Annotated in this window: 14 protein-coding genes; 12 read left to right on the top strand and 2 right to left on the bottom strand. The window is 69.4% G+C overall.

Annotation, left to right across the window (positions count from 1 at the left end; all coding sequences use genetic code 11):
* The first annotated feature begins 24 nt into the window (after positions 1–24).
* The gene (locus ACFYY7_RS02060) at positions 25–1,635 is read left to right on the top strand and encodes an MFS transporter (RefSeq protein ID WP_388655809.1); all 1,611 of its coding nucleotides are present in this window, start codon (positions 25–27) and stop codon (positions 1,633–1,635) included.
* A gap of 234 nt (positions 1,636–1,869) precedes the next feature.
* Entirely contained in the window at positions 1,870–2,250 is a 381-nt protein-coding gene (locus tag ACFYY7_RS02065; RefSeq protein ID WP_376315709.1) for a peptidase inhibitor family I36 protein, read from the top strand.
* Positions 2,251–2,343: 93 nt separating this feature from the next.
* Here the strand turns inward: ACFYY7_RS02065 and aceE are convergent, their stop codons facing one another.
* Positions 2,344–5,085, bottom strand: a complete 2,742-nt coding sequence (gene aceE, locus ACFYY7_RS02070; RefSeq protein WP_388655811.1) for a pyruvate dehydrogenase (acetyl-transferring), homodimeric type — start codon at positions 5,083–5,085, stop codon at positions 2,344–2,346.
* Between the two features lie 471 nt (positions 5,086–5,556).
* Here aceE and ACFYY7_RS02075 point away from each other — a divergent pair, with 471 nt between their 5' ends.
* The 6 genes from ACFYY7_RS02075 (at position 5,557) to ACFYY7_RS02100 (ending at position 10,266) form a co-directional block, all read left to right on the top strand.
* The gene (locus ACFYY7_RS02075) at positions 5,557–5,994 is read left to right on the top strand and encodes a DUF3052 domain-containing protein (protein ID WP_266733264.1); all 438 of its coding nucleotides are present in this window, start codon (positions 5,557–5,559) and stop codon (positions 5,992–5,994) included.
* 224 nt (positions 5,995–6,218) lie between these two features.
* On the top strand, positions 6,219–6,677 hold the full coding sequence (locus tag ACFYY7_RS02080; RefSeq protein WP_266733266.1) for a peroxiredoxin: 459 nt from the start codon (positions 6,219–6,221) through the stop codon (positions 6,675–6,677).
* A gap of 145 nt (positions 6,678–6,822) precedes the next feature.
* A complete protein-coding gene (locus ACFYY7_RS02085; RefSeq protein WP_388657082.1) occupies positions 6,823–7,398 on the top strand; it encodes a TerD family protein in 576 nt (191 codons plus the stop codon).
* A 172-nt stretch (positions 7,399–7,570) separates the two neighbouring features.
* Complete coding sequence (locus tag ACFYY7_RS02090) at positions 7,571–8,146, top strand: TerD family protein (protein ID WP_266733268.1); 576 nt, start codon at positions 7,571–7,573, stop codon at positions 8,144–8,146.
* Positions 8,147–8,217: 71 nt separating this feature from the next.
* Positions 8,218–9,360, top strand: a complete 1,143-nt coding sequence (locus ACFYY7_RS02095; protein WP_388655815.1) for a DUF475 domain-containing protein — start codon at positions 8,218–8,220, stop codon at positions 9,358–9,360.
* Positions 9,361–9,531: 171 nt separating this feature from the next.
* Positions 9,532–10,266 carry a Tellurium resistance gene (locus ACFYY7_RS02100; RefSeq protein ID WP_388655817.1) on the top strand — a complete coding sequence of 245 codons (735 nt, stop codon included), beginning with the start codon at positions 9,532–9,534 and terminating at the stop codon, positions 10,264–10,266.
* Between the two features lie 74 nt (positions 10,267–10,340).
* Here the strand turns inward: ACFYY7_RS02100 and ACFYY7_RS02105 are convergent, their stop codons facing one another.
* Positions 10,341–11,234 (bottom strand): TerD family protein, encoded by an 894-nt coding sequence (locus tag ACFYY7_RS02105; RefSeq protein WP_388655820.1) that lies wholly within the window; start codon positions 11,232–11,234, stop codon positions 10,341–10,343.
* Positions 11,235–11,454: 220 nt separating this feature from the next.
* Here ACFYY7_RS02105 and ACFYY7_RS02110 point away from each other — a divergent pair, with 220 nt between their 5' ends.
* From ACFYY7_RS02110 to ACFYY7_RS02125, 4 genes are all read left to right on the top strand, one after another.
* Entirely contained in the window at positions 11,455–12,618 is a 1,164-nt protein-coding gene (locus tag ACFYY7_RS02110; RefSeq protein ID WP_388655823.1) for an HpcH/HpaI aldolase/citrate lyase family protein, read from the top strand.
* A gap of 104 nt (positions 12,619–12,722) precedes the next feature.
* A complete protein-coding gene (locus tag ACFYY7_RS02115; protein ID WP_388655826.1) occupies positions 12,723–15,269 on the top strand; it encodes a phosphoribosyltransferase in 2,547 nt (848 codons plus the stop codon).
* Entirely contained in the window at positions 15,266–16,126 is an 861-nt protein-coding gene (locus tag ACFYY7_RS02120) for an HAD family hydrolase (RefSeq protein ID WP_388655829.1), read from the top strand. Before ACFYY7_RS02115 ends, ACFYY7_RS02120 begins: the two co-directional genes overlap by 4 nt.
* A 47-nt stretch (positions 16,127–16,173) precedes the next feature.
* A complete protein-coding gene (locus ACFYY7_RS02125) occupies positions 16,174–16,833 on the top strand; it encodes an O-methyltransferase (RefSeq protein WP_388655832.1) in 660 nt (219 codons plus the stop codon).
* The last annotated feature ends 8 nt before the right edge of the window (positions 16,834–16,841 follow it).

Here is a 16,841-nt window from a genome sequence, read left to right on the forward strand (position 1 = left end):
GAGACTGACACTAATGTCCCCGGCATGACTAGTCAGACCACCGTCGACAAGGCGTCGCGGGAGCCGCAGGAATCCGCCGCTCCCGCACCCGCCAAGGGGCTGCGCGGCCACCCCTGGCTGACGCTCTTCTCCGTGGCCATCGGCGTGATGATGGTCGCGCTCGACGGCACGATCGTCGCGATCGCCAACCCCGCCATCCAGCAGGACCTGAACGCCTCGCTCGCAGACGTCCAGTGGATCACCAACGGCTACATGCTCGCCCTCGCGGTCTCCCTGATCACCGCGGGCAAACTCGGTGACCGGTTCGGCCACCGCCAGACCTTCCTCATAGGTGTCGTGGGCTTCGCCGCGGCATCCGGGGCCATCGGCCTCTCCGACAGCGTCGCCCTGGTGATCGTGTTCCGGGTGCTCCAGGGCCTCTTCGGAGCCCTGCTGATGCCCGCCGCGCTGGGCCTGCTGCGCGCCACCTTCCCGGCCGAGAAGCTGAACATGGCGATCGGTATCTGGGGCATGGTGATCGGCGCCTCGACCGCCGGTGGTCCGATCCTCGGCGGCGTGCTCGTCGAGCACGTCAACTGGCAGTCCGTCTTCTTCATCAATGTGCCGGTCGGGGTGCTCGCGCTGGTGCTGGGCCTGGTGATCCTCAAGGACCACCGCGCCGAGAACGCGCCGCGCTCCTTCGACATCGGCGGCATCGTGCTGCTGTCGCAGGCGATGTTCTGCCTGATCTGGGCGCTCATCAAGGGCGCCGAGTGGGGCTGGGGCGACTACAAGACGCTCGGCTTCCTGGGCGCCGCCGTGGCCCTGTTCGTGGTCTTCGCGCTCTCCCAGAAGAACGTCAGGGAACCGCTGATCCCGCTCGCCATGTTCAAGTCCGTGCCGCTGTCCGCGGGCGCGGTCCTGATGGTGCTGATGGCCTTCGCGTTCATGGGCGGGCTGTTCTTCGTCACCTTCTACCTCCAGAACGTGCACGGTCTGAGCCCGGTCGACAGCGGCCTGCACCTGCTGCCGCTGACCGGCATGATGATCGTCGCCTCGCCGCTCGCGGGCTTCATGATCACCAAGTTCGGCCCGCGCGTCCCGCTGGTCGGCGGCATGGTGTGCACGGCGGTCGCCATGTTCGGCATGTCCCAGCTGGACATCGGCACCGGCACCCTGACCATGTCGATCTGGTTCGGTCTGCTCGGCCTCGGCCTCGCCCCGGTGATGGTCGGCGCCACCGAGGTCATCGTCGGCAACGCCCCGATGGAGCTCTCCGGCGTCGCGGGCGGTCTCCAGCAGGCCGCCATGCAGGTCGGCGGCAGCCTCGGTACGGCGGTGCTCGGCGCCGTCATGGCCTCCCAGGTCGACTCCAAGCTGGCCGACAACTGGAAGGCGGCCCAGCTTCCGCCGCTGAGCCCGGAGCAGCTGGACCAGGCGTCCTCGGCCGTCGAGGTCGGCATCCCGCCGGTGGGCGGGAACGTCCCGCCGGAGGTCGCGGGGAAGATCGCCGGCGTCGCCCATGACACCTTCGTGTCAGGGATGAGCACGGCGTTCATGGTCGCCGGCATCGTCGCGGTGGTCGCCGCGCTGGTCGCCACGCTCACCAAGCGCGGTGCGAACGCCGAGGCGGGCGGGGGCGTCGGCCACATCTGACCGGACGTCACGACGCCGTCCCGGGCCCGCGCCCACGCGTCAACACAGTGCGGACGACAGCCCCGCCGGACCCTTCCGGCGGGGCTGTCGCCTATCAGGGTGGTGTGCCCCCGCACCCCCTTCCCCGGATGCTTCCGCGCAGGTCAGGGTGCATGCAACGGATCCGCAGATCGGAAACGGATCCGCAGATCTGATCCGCACGACCGATTCGCACCACCACGGGGGATGATTTCCATGCGTACGACCGTTCGTCTCGCCACCACCCTGGCCGCCGCTTCCCTGGCCGCCACCGCCCTGATCCCGCAGACCGACGCCCACTCCGCGCCCGTCGCGCTCGGATCCTGCGCAGCCGGTCAGCTCTGCCTCTGGGACGAGCCGGAGTTCACCGGCACCCGCCGGACCCACGAGCTGTCCACGACCGACATCGAGAGCTGCGTCCCGCTGCCGAAGGGCAGCCGGGTCCAGGCGCTCGCCAACCGCACCGGCCGCCCCGTCACCACGTACCAGTCGGCGGAATGCGCCGAGACCGGCGAGTTCGAGACCTACCCGGGCGGCGGCACCTGGGTGCCCCGGTCCCCGTACCAGGTCAGGGCCTTCAAGATCTGGGAGAACTGACCGCGGGCCGGGGCACGGAGGACCCGGCCGCGAAACGCCGAAGGGCGGCGGGGCCACCTGGCCCCGCCGCCCTTCGGGTCTGTCCGGTCGTGCCTACGCGTCGCCGCCGGCCGCGCCCGGGTCGGCCGCGTTCACATCGAGCAGCTCGTACCGGTCGATGGCCTGCTTCAGCAGCGAACGGTCGATCCGGTTCTCCTTCGCGAGCTCGGTGAGCACCGCGAGGACGATCGACTGTGCGTCGATGTGGAAGAACCGGCGGGCCGCGCCACGGGTGTCGGCGAAGCCGAAGCCGTCCGCACCCAGCGACTGGTACGCGCCGGGCACCCAGCGCGCGATCTGGTCCGGCACCGAACGCATCCAGTCCGAGACCGCCACGAACGGACCCTCGGAACCGGAGAGCTTCCGCGTGACGTACGGGACGCGCTGCTCCTCCTCCGGGTGCAGGAGGTTGTACCGCTCCACGTCCACGGCCTCGCGGCGCAGCTCGTTCCAGGAGGTCGCCGACCAGACGTCCGCCCGGACGTTCCACTCGTCGGCGAGGATCCGCTGCGCCTCGACCGCCCACGGGACCGCCACACCGGACGCCATGATCTGGGCCGGGATCTCGCCCCGGTCGGCGGCCTTGAAGCGGTAGACGCCCTTGAGGATGCCCTCGACGTCCACGTTCTCCGGCTCGGCCGGGTGCTGGATCGGCTCGTTGTAGACGGTGAGGTAGTAGAAGACGTCCTCGTTCTCCTCGGGGGTCCCGCCGTACATCCTGCGCAGGCCGTCCTTGACGATGTGCGCGATCTCGTACCCGAACGCCGGGTCGTACGCGACACAGCCCGGGTTGGTGGAGGCGAGCAGCTGCGAGTGGCCGTCCGCGTGCTGGAGACCCTCACCGGTCAGCGTCGTACGGCCGGCGGTCGCACCCAGCACGAAGCCGCGCGCGAGCTGGTCGGCCATCTGCCAGAACTGGTCACCGGTGCGCTGGAAACCGAACATCGAGTAGAAGACGTACACCGGGATCAGCGGCTCGCCGTGCGTGGCGTACGCCGAACCGGCGGCGATCAGCGAGGCCGTGCAGCCGGCCTCCGAGATGCCGTCGTGCAGCATCTGACCGGTCGGCGACTCCTTGTACGCGAGCAGCAGGTCGCGGTCCACCGCCTCGTACTGCTGGCCCAGCGGGTTGTAGATCTTCGCGCTCGGGAAGAAGGCGTCCATACCGAAGGTGCGGTACTCGTCGGGCGCGATCAGCACGAAACGCTTGCCGATCTCCTTGTCCCGCATGAGGTCCTTCAGGATGCGGACGAACGCCATGGTGGTGGCGATCGACTGCTGACCCGAACCCTTCTTCGCGGTCGCGTACGTCTTGTCCTCGGGCAGGACCAGCGGCTTCGCGCGCACCACCCGGGTCGGGACGTAACCGCCCAGACCCTTGCGGCGGTCGTGCATGTACTGGATCTCCTCCGAGTCACGGCCCGGGTGGTAGTACGGCGGCAGGCCGTCCTCCAGCTGCTTGTCCGTGATCGGGATGTGCAGCCGGTCGCGGAACCGCTTGAGGTCCTCGACCGTGAGCTTCTTCATCTGGTGGGTCGCGTTGCGGCCCTCGAAGTTCGGCCCCAGGGTCCAGCCCTTGACCGTCTGCGCCAGGATCACCGTAGGCTGGCCCTTGTGGGCCTTGGCCGCCGCGTAGGCCGCGTAGACCTTCTTGTGGTCGTGACCGCCGCGGCCCAGGTGCAGGATCTGGTCGTCGGCCATGTCCTTGACCATGTCGCGCAGCCGCGGGTCGTCCCCGAAGAAGTGCTCACGGATGTACGCGCCCGACTCGGTGGCGTACGTCTGGAACTGGCCGTCCGGCGTGGTGTTCAGCTTGTTGACCAGGATGCCCGTGCGGTCCTGCGCGAGCAGCGGGTCCCAGGAGCGGTCCCAGACCAGCTTGATGACGTTCCATCCGGCGCCCCGGAACTGAGACTCCAGCTCCTGGATGATCTTGCCGTTGCCGCGCACCGGGCCGTCGAGCCGCTGCAGGTTGCAGTTGACCACGAAGGTGAGGTTGTCCAGGCCCTCGCGGGCGGCGATGGAGAGCTGGCCGAGCGACTCGGGCTCGTCCATCTCGCCGTCGCCCAGGTACGCCCAGACATGGGACCTGGAGGTGTCGGCGATGCCGCGCGCCTCCATGTAGCGGTTCATCCGGGCCTGGTAGATCGCGCCGAGCGGGCCGAGGCCCATCGAGACGGTCGGGAACTCCCAGAAGTCCGGCATCAGCCGCGGGTGCGGATAGCTGGACAGGCCGTTGGGCGCCTTCGACTTCTCCTGGCGGAAGGCGTCGAGCTGCGCCTCGCTCAGCCGGTCGAGCAGGAAGGCGCGGGCGTAGATGCCCGGGGACGCGTGGCCCTGGAAGAAGATCTGGTCGCCGCCCAGACCGTCGTCCTTGCCCCGGAAGAAGTGGTTGAAGCCCACGTCGTACAGCGAGGCCGAGGAGGCGAAGGTGGCGATGTGGCCGCCGACGCCGATCCCCGGACGCTGGGCGCGCGACACCATCACGGCCGCGTTCCAGCGTGTCGCGTTGAGGACCTTGCGCTCGATCTCCTCGTCGCCGGGGAAGAACGGCTCGTCCTTCGTGGCGATCGTGTTCACGTAGTCCGTGCTGCGCATCTCCGGCACGGCGACGCGCTTCTCGCGCGCACGCTCGATGAGCCGGAGCATCAGGTAGCGGGCCCGCTCACGGCCTCGCTCGTCGACCGCGGCATCGAGCGAGTCGAGCCATTCCTGGGTCTCTTCGGGATCGAAGTCCGGGACCTGGCTCGGCAGGCCGCCAATGATGATCGGGTTGCGATCGGATCCGGAAGCCACGCTGTTCCTTCGCTGTTCGGTGGTGCTCTACGGGGCCTGATTGAGGGAGAACATGCCCCCGGGATGTATGCAAGTACGCCAACACCATCGTGTACCGCGAGGGCGCAAACGTCATCTCTACCGAGGGGTAACCGCCGTGTTGCGAGACATCGCGGCCGGAGTGCGGGGATGGGTCGGACCAAACCGCAACCATACGCCCAACCCGTCCAAGCGTTCCCAAAGGATGTTCGACTCCGAATGGTGGATGGAAACGGCATAAGCTGTGGAAGGACGTAAAGGGTGTGGACGGTAGCGCCGGGCCCCCGGAGGGGATCTGCCGACAGTGCGGCGACGTGGCAGGGAACGTCACCGTTTAGGCGGTCTCGCACGCCGGGTACTTGCGCGATCCGCCGCTCCCGTGTGGACTACGGCCAACGCCCCGCGCACGCGCGTGGCTCAAGCATTTTCCGAAACATGATCAGGAGGCAACCCGTGAGCGCGACCGCGGACCACGCGGAGGAGCGGACCAACCCGGCAGCACGCCTGGGGTTCGAGCCCGGACAGGTGGTCCAGGAGATCGGCTACGACGACGACGTCGAGCTGGAGCTCCGTGAGGGCATTGAAGCCACAATCGGCCAGGATCTCGTCGATGAGGACTACGACGACGTCGCGGACGTCGTCCTGCTGTGGTTCCGCGACGAGGACGGCGACCTTACGGACGCGCTGGTGGATGCCATTGGTCTGATCGAGGACGGCGGTACGGTCTGGCTGATGACGCCGAAGACCGGCCGTGATGGGTACGTCGAACCGAGCGACATCAACGAGGCCGCACAGACGGCCGGTCTCTCCCAGACCAAGAGCATCAGCGCGGGCAAGGACTGGACGGGCAGCCGCCTGGTCACGCCGAAGGCGGCCAAGGCCAAGCGCTGAACCACGCTCGCCCCGCATTCGCCCTGAAGGCCCCCGACGGCACCGTGCCGCCGGGGGCCTTCGTGCGACCGGGGCCCGTGCGGCGCGGATCTCGTACGACCGGGGCCGTGCGGGCGGGGCCGGCTTGCCCCGTGCGGGCGCTGCGTGGCCCGCTGCGGGCTCTGCGTAGGGTGGGAGCCACCCGGACAGCCCAGCCCGGTGTACGTAGCGAAGGGACGCTTCTCATGGCGATCGAGGTCGGCACCAAGGCCCCGGATTTCGAGCTGAAGGACAACCACGGCCGGACCGTGAAGCTCTCCGACTTCCGCGGCGAGAAGAACGTGGTGCTGCTGTTCTACCCGTTCGCCTTCACGGGCGTCTGCACGGGTGAGCTCTGCGCGCTCCGCGACGAGCTGCCGAAGTTCGAGAACGACGACACGCAGCTGCTCGCCGTCTCCAACGACTCCATCCACACCCTGCGCGTCTTCGCCGAGCAGGAGGGTCTCGAATACCCGCTGGTCTCGGACTTCTGGCCGCACGGCGAGACCTCGCGGGCCTACGGCGTCTTCGACGAGGAGAAGGGCTGCGCGGTGCGCGGCACCTTCATCATCGACAAGGAGGGCGTGGTGCGCTGGACCGTTGTCAACGGTCTGCCCGACGCCCGCGACCTCAACGACTACGTCAAGGCGCTCGGCACGCTCTGATCCGGCATCGGCGGATCCGCATGCGACCGGTGAAAAGCCCTGCTTCGCCGGGAACCGGTCACTAGGATCCAGTCGTTGATCGGATGCCAACGCAAGTGGAGGCGCCGGCGCCTGCCGGCCCCCAAGGAAACCAATGGGAGGACTCGTGGGAGTCAGCCTCAGCAAGGGCGGCAACGTCTCGCTGACCAAGGCCGCGCCCAACCTGACGGCGGTCGTCGTCGGTCTCGGCTGGGACGCCCGCACCACCACCGGTGGTGACTTCGACCTCGACGCCAGCGCCCTGCTGACGAACGCCGAGGGCAAGGTCGGCAGCGACGGGAATTTCGTCTTCTTCAACAACCTCAAGAGCCCCGACGGTTCCGTTGAGCACACCGGTGACAACCTCACCGGTGAGGGCGAGGGCGACGACGAGGTCATCAAGGTGAACCTGGCCGGTGTCCCGGCCGATGTCGACAAGATCGTCTTCCCGGTCTCGATCTACGAGGCCGAGACCCGGCAGCAGAGCTTCGGCCAGGTGCGCAACGCGTACATCCGCGTGCTCAACCAGGCCGACAACAGCGAGCTGGCCCGCTACGACCTCAGCGAGGACGCCTCGACGGAGACCGCCATGGTCTTCGGCGAGCTGTACCGCAACGGGGCGGAGTGGAAGTTCCGTGCCATCGGTCAGGGGTACGCCTCGGGGCTGCGCGGCATCGCGCAGGACTTCGGCGTCAACGTCTGAGAAGGCGCGGCCGGGCCGTGCCGCCCAGGTGTGGCCCGGGTCACGCCCAAGCAGTACCCCGTCCGGCGCTGCACCCTCGTGCGGCGCCGGACGCGCTCGACAGACGGCTCGGCGGCCCGGACGGCCCGACGGGCCCGTCAGACGGTTCATCGACTCGGGGAGGACACACACCATGGGCGTCACGCTCGCCAAGGGAGGCAATGTCTCCCTCTCCAAGGCCGCACCCAACCTCACCCAGGTGCTGGTCGGGCTCGGCTGGGACGCACGATCCACCACGGGCGCCGACTTCGACCTCGACGCCAGCGCGCTGCTGTGCCAGTCGGGCCGGGTGCTCGGCGACGAATGGTTCGTGTTCTACAACAACCTCACGAGCCCTGACGGCTCCGTGGAGCACACCGGTGACAACCTCACCGGTGAGGGCGAGGGCGACGACGAATCGGTCATCGTGAATCTCACCCAGGTACCGGCGCACTGCGACAAGATCGTTTTTCCGGTCTCGATCCATGAGGCCGACAACAGGGGTCAGACCTTCGGCCAGGTCAGCAATGCGTTCATCCGCGTGGTGAACCAGGCGGACGGTCAGGAACTCGCGCGTTACGACCTCAGCGAGGACGCCTCGACGGAAACCGCGATGATCTTCGGCGAGCTCTACAGGTACAACGGCGAGTGGAAGTTCCGCGCAGTGGGACAGGGGTACGCGTCCGGGCTGCGCGGCATCGCTCTAGACTTCGGGGTCAACGTTTCGTAAAGCCGCGCACGGCGCGGGGGAGCCCCGTACATCTCAGGGGAGACCCGTTACATAACACGATGGGGTAGCCAGTGCTTCTGAAAACCTTCGGCTGGTCGTTCGCGGTTACCGCGCTCGGCCTTGTCGCAGCTTGGATCTACGGGGGGTGGGAAGCCTTCGGGGTCGTCGCGATTCTTTCCGTCCTGGAGATCTCGCTGTCCTTCGACAATGCGGTGGTCAACGCCGGAATCCTGAAGAAGATGAATGCCTTCTGGCAGAAGATCTTCCTCACGATCGGCGTGCTCATCGCGGTCTTCGGTATGCGGCTGGTGTTCCCCGTCGTGATCGTGGCCATCACCGCCAAGATCGGTCCGATCGAGGCGGTCGATCTCTCCTTCAACCAGCCCGAGCGCTACCAGGAACTCGTCACTGACGCCCACCCGGCGATCGCCGCGTTCGGTGGCATGTTCCTGCTGATGATCTTCCTCGACTTCATTTTCGAGGACCGTGACATCCAGTGGCTGCGCTGGATCGAGCGTCCGCTCGCCAAGCTCGGCAAGGTCGACATGCTGTCGGTCTGCATCGCGCTGATCGTGCTGCTGGTCGCAGCCATGACCGTCGCGACCAACGCGCACCAGCACGGTGGCGGTCACGCGGACAAGGCGGAGACGGTCCTGCTCTCCGGTGTCGCCGGTCTGATCACGTACCTCATCGTCGGCGGCCTCTCCGGCTTCTTCGAGAACAAGCTGGAGGAGGAGGAAGAGCGCGAGCACGAGGCCGAGGAAGAGGCCAAGCGGAGCGGCAAGAAGGTCTCCTCCGTCGTGCTCGCCGGCAAGGCCGCGTTCTTCATGTTCCTCTACCTGGAAGTGCTCGACGCGTCCTTCTCGTTCGACGGTGTCATCGGCGCCTTCGCCGTCACCAACGAGATCGTGCTGATGGCCCTCGGCCTCGGTATCGGCGCCATGTACGTCCGTTCGCTCACGGTCTACCTGGTCCGCCAGGGCACGCTCGACGACTACGTCTACCTGGAGCACGGCGCCCACTACGCCATCGGCGCGCTGGCCGTGCTCCTGCTCGTCACCATCCAGTACCAGATCAACGAGCTCATCACCGGCCTGACCGGCGTCCTGCTGATCGCCTGGTCCTTCTGGTCCTCGGTCCGGCGCAACAAGGCGCTGGAAGCCGAAGGCGGCGACGGCGATGGTTCCAAGGCGGAAGTCCCGTCCGGGGTGTGACCCGGTAGGGATTGAGGAACGCTCTCAAGCGGGGCGGTCCGTGAGGCAACGGTTCTCCGGAGACATCCGGACCCGGCCCCACGGCCGCCCCGCAGTGATGTGGTCCCGCCCTGGGCGCGGGACGGCCGTGGGGCCGGGGCACTTTTCTACCGAGATGCATGGGGGTTGGGGATGGCGTTCTGGGACGGCCTGTGGCCGCGGCGGGAGGCACAGTTCGAGTCGGGCGGCGCGGCGACCAGCTCCATCGTGCTGACCCGGCGGCACGCCACGATCTCGCTCACCAAACAGGGGGCGCTGACCGGCAATCTGCGGGTCAACCTCTCCTGGCAGATGCGTACGTCGGACATCATGGGCCGGTCGCGGCAGAGCGGCCGGCTGCTGCGGCCGATGAAGCTCTTCCAGCCGGATGTGGTCCAGGCGCACACCCAGGGCATGGTCAACGTCGACCTGGACCTGGGCTGCATGTACGAGCTGAAGGACGGCACCAAGGGCGTGGTCCAGCCGCTGGGCAACCTCATGGGCGATCTGAACGGGCCGCCGTACATCCGGCTCAGCGGGGACGACCGCTTCGGGGCGCCGTCGGGTGAGACCGTCTACGTCAATCTCGACCAGCGCGACCAGATCAAACGGCTGCTGTTCTTCGTCTACATCTACGACCAGACACCGGCCTTCGACCGTACGCACGCCAAGGTGACGCTCTACCCGGGCAACGGCCCGCGGATCGAGATCGAGCTCGACGAGCACGCCCCCGAGGCCCGCTCCTGCGCCGTGTTCACGATGGAGAACATCAAGGACGAGCTGATCGTGCGGCGCGAGGTGAGGTTCGTCTACGGATTCCAGTCGGAGCTGGACCGGCTGTACGGCTTCGGCATGCAGTGGGGACGCGGCTACAAGTCCCGGACCTGAGTGGACCGGCCCCGGCTTCCGCTTCGCCTCTTGTCCTGCTCCTCCTGTTCCGCTTCGTCTGTTCCGCTTCCGCCTCAGGACCGTACGAACTGCGGTCCCTGCGGCGGCAGCACGAAATTCGGGTCCGGGGCGGGTGCCGCGGCGGCGGCCGGCTGCGGATAGCCGTGGGCCGGCCGGGCGGCGGCGGGCTGCGGGTACCCGTACGCGGGCTGGGGAGCGGGCTGGGCCGCAGCGGGCTGCGGATAGCCGTACGCGGGCTGCGGGTAGCCGTACGCGGGCTGCTGGTGCTGGACCGTGGCCTGTGCGTCGGGGTCGGGTGTCGCCGGAGGGAACTGCGGCGCGGGCGGGAACCCGGGCGCTGTCACCGGCGCGGGCGAGGGGGCCACCGCGTGCGACGGTCCGGGCGACGGGGCCGGTTCGGCCGCCGTCTCGTCGACCGAGATGCCGAAGGCGGTCGCCAGACCGACCAGACCGGTCGGATAGCCCTGCCCCACGGCCCGGAATTTCCAGCCATCGCCGCGCCGGTAGAGCTCGCCGCAGATGATCGCCGTCTCCTCGCCGGTCTCCGGCCGCACGTCGAAGACCGCGAGAGGCTCTCCGCCGGCCGACGCCGCGTCGTACAGCAGGATGCGCAGATCGCTCACCTGAGCGAATGCGGCGCCGTCGGAGGACGCGGCGACGACCACCTGCTCCACCGAGGCGTCCAGCCCGCCCAGATCGGCCTCGATGGTGTCCGTGAGTCCCTCGGGGAGGCTGCGCTTCGGCAGCCGTCGTACCAGGCCGGAGGGGTGGCGGGGCTGGTTGTAGAAGACGAAGTCCTCGTCCGAGCGCACGCGGCCACCGGCTCCGAGCAGCAGGGCCGAGGCGTCCACATCGGGAACTCCGGCGCCCGGGGTCCAGCACAGCACGGCCCGTACGGCCATGGCGTCCAGAGGGACGTTCGAACCTTTCACCATCGCGTGCGTCATGCCCGTCATCCTGCCTGCTGGCTGCCCGCGCGGACAACGCGGGGGCCGTACCCGATGTCTCCGGGGTGCGCCGGAAGCACACTGTCCGAGGCGCTCCGAACCATCGGGAAATGGACGAGTTACCCGGAATTCATGCACGTGGGGAACTGTTGACACCTGTCCGTACGTACTATTACCGGCCACGCGTTTTCCGGCCGGTCAGTCAGTTCGGGGGAGTTACATGCGTCATTTCGGGCATATTGCGCCCGCTACGAGGAAGGGTCTGTTCTTCCAGGAGCCGTGCGAGTTCGGTCCGGATTCGTCGGCCCGCGTGCTGTCGGCCGCCCTGGGTGCGACCCTGTACAGCCCTGCCACCCGTTCCAGGCTTGCTGACGACATCGTCAAGCAGGCCGGGCGCGGTGTCGTCTCGATGGTGCTGTGCCTGGAGGATTCGATCGACGACTCCGAGGTCGCCGGGGCCGAGGAGAACCTGGTCAGACAGTTCGCAGATCTCGATGCGAGCAGCGTCGAGGTGCCGCTGCTCTTCATCCGGGTCCGCGAGCCGGGCCAGATAGGCGACCTGGTGCACCGTCTCGGTGGCAGCGTCCGCATGTTGTCTGGTTTTGTACTTCCGAAGTTCAATGAAGAGCGTGGCGTGCCTTTCATGGAGGCGCTTGCCGACGCGGAAAAGGCATGCGGGCGGCGCCTGTTCGCGATGCCCGTTCTCGAATCGCCCGAGCTGCTGCATCTGGAGACCCGGGGCGAAACTCTCCAGGGAATTGCCCGCACCGTCGACAAATACCGTGACCGGGTGCTCGCGCTGCGGCTCGGCGTCACCGATTTCTGCTCGGCGTACGGCCTGCGCAGGGCGCCCGACATGACGGCGTACGACGTCCAGATCGTCGGCGCCGTCATCGCCGATGTGGTCAATGTGCTGGGCCGAGCGGACGGCACCGGCTTCACGATCACCGGGCCGGTGTGGGAGTACTTCCGGCTCCAGGAGCGCATGTTCAAGCCCCAGCTGCGCCGCAGCCCCTTCCTGGAGGGCCGGGCCGAGGAACTGCGCACGGCGCTGATCGAGCACGACCTGGACGGCCTGCTGCGCGAGATCGAGCTCGACCGGGCCAACGGTCTGCTCGGCAAGACCTGCATCCACCCCTCGCACGTCGCGCCCGTGCACGCGCTGTCCGTGGTCAGCCACGAGGAGTACAGCGACGCGAAGGACATCCTGCGGCCGGAGCGCGGCGGCGGTGGCGTCATGCGCTCCGCGTACACGAACAAGATGAACGAGGTGAAGCCGCACCGGGCCTGGGCCGAGCGGACCCTGCTGCGGGCCGACGTCTTCGGCGTGGCCAGGCAGGACGTCGGCTTCGTGGAACTGCTGGCCGCGGGCCTCGCGGAGTGAGCCGGGCTCTCGGAGTGAGCGGGCATCCGGCGAGGGCGGCGAAAGAGCCGGCAGGGACAGCGGAAGAGCCGGCAAGGACGGCCAAGGAGAAGGAGACGGCGGACGTGGTGTGGTCGGGCAGCTGGGTGGCGGAGCGACTGGGCGTCGAGCTCGTCGGCGACGGGAGGTCCGACGGCGACGGAGAGCTGAAGGACCTGCTGGGCCTCGCCCTGCGCCGCAACCCCAAGCGGGCCCACCTCCTCGTGTCGAACGTGCTCGGCAAGCACGTGCCGCAGAAGCCCTCCGTGGTCTACGGCACCGGATTCGAGCTCGGCCGGCGGGTGCGCGAACTCCTCGGTGAAGCCGAGGCGTGCCGGGCCGTCGTGCTCGGTTACGCGGAGACGGCGACCGGCCTCGGCCACGCGGTCGCCGACGGGCTGGGCGTGGCACCGTACCTCCACTCGACCCGCCGCCCCGTCGAGGGCGTGGCAAGGGCGGGCGGCTTCGAGGAGTCCCACTCGCACGCCACCTCGCACCTGCTGCTCCCGGAGGACCCGGCACTACTGGCCGGCGACCGCGGCCCGGCGGGTCCGGAAGGCGCGGAGGGCACGGAGGGCGCGGAGGGCGCGGAGGGCGCGGACACGGACGCGCCGCTGGTCCTGGTGGACGACGAGTTCTCCACGGGCAACACCGTGCTCAACACCATCCGCGCACTGCACGAGCGGTATCCGCGGAGCCGTTACGTCATCGTCGCCCTGGTGGACATGAGGTCGCCGGCCGACCGGGGACGGCTGGCCGGGTTCGCCGCGGAGATCGGCGCCCGCGTCGACCTGGTGGCGCGCGGCTCGGGCACGGTCATTCTCCCGGAGGGCGTGCTGGCGAAGGGCCAGGCACTGGTCGCCGCGCACGAGTCCGGGCCTGCGGGTGCCACGGCGCACGGAGCGGCCGGTTCCGCCGGTACCGCCGCCCCCGGCTTCAGGCCCTGCACCCGGGTGGACCTCCGGTGGCCCGCCGGTGTGCCCGACGGCGGACGGCACGGCTTCACCCCCGCCCACCGGGCCGTCCTGGAACCAGCCCTCCCCGCCATGGCCGCCCGCATAGCCGGAGCCCTGGGCGACGCCCGCCGCGTACTGGTCCTCGGCTTCGAGGAGCTGATGTACGCCCCCCTGCGGCTGGGCACGGCCCTGGAGGACCACACCGACGCCGAGGTGCGCTACTCCACCACCACGCGTTCCCCCGTCCTCGCCGTGGACGACCCGGGCTACGCGATACGGACCCGGCTGGTCTTCCCGGCCCACGACAACCCGGCCGACGGGCCCGGCGACCGGTACGCGTACAACGTCGCGGGCGCCGGTTTCGACGCCGTGGTGCTCGCCGTCGACTCCGCCGCCGACACCCCCGAACTGCACGCCCCCGACGGCCTGCTGGCGCAGCTCGCCGCGCACACCGACCACGTCCTGCTCGCGGTCGTCCCCTCGTACGTACCGTCGCGCCCCCACCCGCACGCCCCCGAACGGCAGGAACCCCCCGTGCTGCCCGAGCCCCTCCGCGGCCCCGCCTTCTCCTCCTACGCGCCCGACGAGGTCGGCTGGCTACTCCAGGACCTCTCGGACACCGAGCTGGAGGCGCCCACCGAGGAACGCGAGGAGGCGATACAGAGCGGCGGCGCCCACTACGCCGAGTCGCTGCCCGTCGAGTACCAGCCGTCCGCCGAGTACCAGGAGCTGTTCAAGGCGGCGCTGGAGCTGTCGGCTGCCCGCGTCGCCCGCGCCGTCGGCACCGTCACCGAGACGGTCCTCGCCGAGCGCGGCCCCCGCCCGGTCCTGGTCTCGCTCGCCAGGGCCGGCACGCCCGTCGGCGTACTGATGCGCCGCTGGGCCAGGCACCGGCACGGCATCGACCTGCCGCACTACGCCGTCTCCATCGTGCGGGGCCGAGGCATCGACGCCAACGCCCTGCGCTGGCTGGCCGCCCACCACGACCCGGCGGACGTCGTCTTCGTCGACGGCTGGACCGGCAAGGGCGCGATCACCCGCGAACTGTCCGCGGCGCTCGACGGGTTCGACGGGTTCGACCCGGAGATCGCGGTACTGGCCGACCCGGGAGGCTGCGTCCGTACCTACGGCACCCGCGAGGACTTCCTCATCCCGTCCGCCTGCCTCAACTCCACCGTCTCCGGGCTGATCTCGCGGACCGTCCTGCGCGCCGACCTGGTCGGCCCCGAGGACTTCCACGGTGCGAAGTTCTACCGGGAGCTTGCGGACACCGATGTGTCGGGCCACTTCCTCGACACCGTCGCCGCGCACTTCGACGAGGTCGTCGACGCCGTGGACGCCGAGGTCAAGGAGCTGCTCGCGGCCGATCGGGCGCCCACCTGGGAGGGCTGGGCCGCCGTGGAACGCATCAGCGAGGAGTACGGCATCCACGACGTGAACCTCGTCAAGCCGGGCGTCGGCGAGACGACCCGCGTACTGCTGCGCCGCGTCCCGTGGAAGATCCTCGCCGGGCGAGGGGCGGGCGCGGACCTCGACCACATCCGTTTGCTGGCCGAGCAGCGGGGCGTACCGGTGGAGGAGGTCGACGGACTCCCGTACAGCTGCGTCGGTCTGATCCACCCGAAGTACACCAGGGGCGCGACGGGCGCGGACGGCAAGGCGGTGGAGTCCAAGTGACCACCCCCGCACCCCCGGCGACGGCCGATGCCGGCGCCCCCGTCACGCTCGTCGCCAGCGACCTCGACCGCACCCTGATCTACTCCACGGCAGCGCTCCAGCTCGCCATGCCGGACGCCGCGGCCCCCCAGCTGCTCTGCGTGGAGGTGTACGACCACAAGCCGCTCTCCTACCTGACGGATACGGCCGCGGCACTGCTGGACGAACTGGCCCGCACCACGGTCTTCGTCCCGACCACCACCCGCACCCGCGAGCAGTACGGACGCATCCACCTGCCCGGCCCCGCACCCCGGTTCGCGATCTGCGCCAACGGCGGACACCTGCTCGTCGACGGCGAGTCCGACCCCGACTGGCAGCGGCAGGTGGCCCGCAGGCTCGCCGAGGAATCCGCGCCCCTCGCCGAGGTCCGCGCCCACCTCCTGGCCGCGGCCGACCCCGCCTGGCTGCTCAAGGAACGGGTCGCCGAGGACCTCTTCGCCTACCTCGTGGTGGAACGCCCGCTGCTGCCCGAGGACTGGGTCAAGGAACTGGGGGAGTGGGCGCTGACGCGCGGTTGGACGGTCTCCCTGCAGGGCCGCAAGATCTACGCCGTTCCGGGCCCGCTCACCAAGAGCGCCGCCATGAACGAGGTGGCCCGGCGCACCGGCGCCACGCTCACTCTCGCCGCCGGCGACAGCCTCCTGGACGCCGATCTGCTCCTCGCCGCCGACCGCGCCTGGCGCCCGGCCCACGGCGAACTGGCCGACGCCGGCTGGAGCGCCCCGCACGCCGAGGTGACGGCCGAGCGAGGGGTGGCGGCGGGCGAGGAGATCCTCCGGCACTTCCTCCGGGCCGCCGGCGAGGCAAGATCGTCCTGACGCCGGGCGGCGAGGTCGCCGGCCGATCGACGGACGAGGAGCGCAGGATGGCCAAGGGCAACGAAACCAGGATCACGGACGAGCTGTACGCGTACATGCTGGCGCACAACCCACCGCTCGACCCGGTGCAGCGCGAGCTCGTCGAGACCACGTACGCGCGCCTGCCCGAGTACGCGGGCATGCAGTCGGCCGAGGAACAGGGACCGCTGCTCGCCTTCCTCGTCCGGCTGACCGGGGCCCGGCACATCGTGGAGGTCGGGACGTTCACCGGGTTCTCCGCCCTGTCGATGGCGCAGGCCCTGCCCGCCGACGGCCGGCTGATCGCCTGCGACATCTCGGAGGAGTGGACCGCCTACGGCCGGGAGGCATGGGAGAAGGCGGGCGTCGCGGACCGGATCGAGCTCCGTATCGCCCCCGCGCTCGACACCCTGCGGGCGATGTCGGCCGAGCCGCACATCGACCTCGCCTACCTGGACGCGGACAAGGGCAACTACATCCCGTACTGGGAGGAGCTGGTGCCCCGGATGCGACAGGGCGGCCTGATCGTCACGGACAACGTGCTCTTCCACGGCGCGGTGACCGACCCGGACGCGACCGGCGCGGCGGCGGCGATCAAGGAGTTCAACGAGCACGTGGCCGCCGATCAGCGGATGGACAGCGTGCTGCTGACCGTGTCCGACGGCCTGACCCTCTCCCGCAAGCGTTAGGAGCCCGC

Origin of the sequence: Streptomyces sp. NPDC001933, from assembly GCF_042890955.1 — a bacterium.
GTDB lineage: Bacteria > Actinomycetota > Actinomycetes > Streptomycetales > Streptomycetaceae > Streptomyces.

Bases quoted from the DNA above. Each gene is read 5' to 3' on its own strand.
- ACFYY7_RS02060 (WP_388655809.1), top strand. From the start codon at position 25: ATGACTAGTCAGACCACCGTCGACAAGGCGTCGCGGGAGCCGCAGGAA.
- ACFYY7_RS02090 (WP_266733268.1), top strand. From the start codon at position 7,571: ATGGGCGTCACGCTCGCCAAGGGAGGCAATGTCTCCCTCTCCAAGGCC.
- ACFYY7_RS02110 (WP_388655823.1), top strand. From the start codon at position 11,455: ATGCGTCATTTCGGGCATATTGCGCCCGCTACGAGGAAGGGTCTGTTC.
- ACFYY7_RS02065 (WP_376315709.1), top strand. From the start codon at position 1,870: ATGCGTACGACCGTTCGTCTCGCCACCACCCTGGCCGCCGCTTCCCTG.
- ACFYY7_RS02080 (WP_266733266.1), top strand. From the start codon at position 6,219: ATGGCGATCGAGGTCGGCACCAAGGCCCCGGATTTCGAGCTGAAGGAC.
- ACFYY7_RS02105 (WP_388655820.1), bottom strand. From the start codon at position 11,234: ATGACGCACGCGATGGTGAAAGGTTCGAACGTCCCTCTGGACGCCATG.
- ACFYY7_RS02125 (WP_388655832.1), top strand. From the start codon at position 16,174: ATGGCCAAGGGCAACGAAACCAGGATCACGGACGAGCTGTACGCGTAC.
- ACFYY7_RS02100 (WP_388655817.1), top strand. From the start codon at position 9,532: ATGGCGTTCTGGGACGGCCTGTGGCCGCGGCGGGAGGCACAGTTCGAG.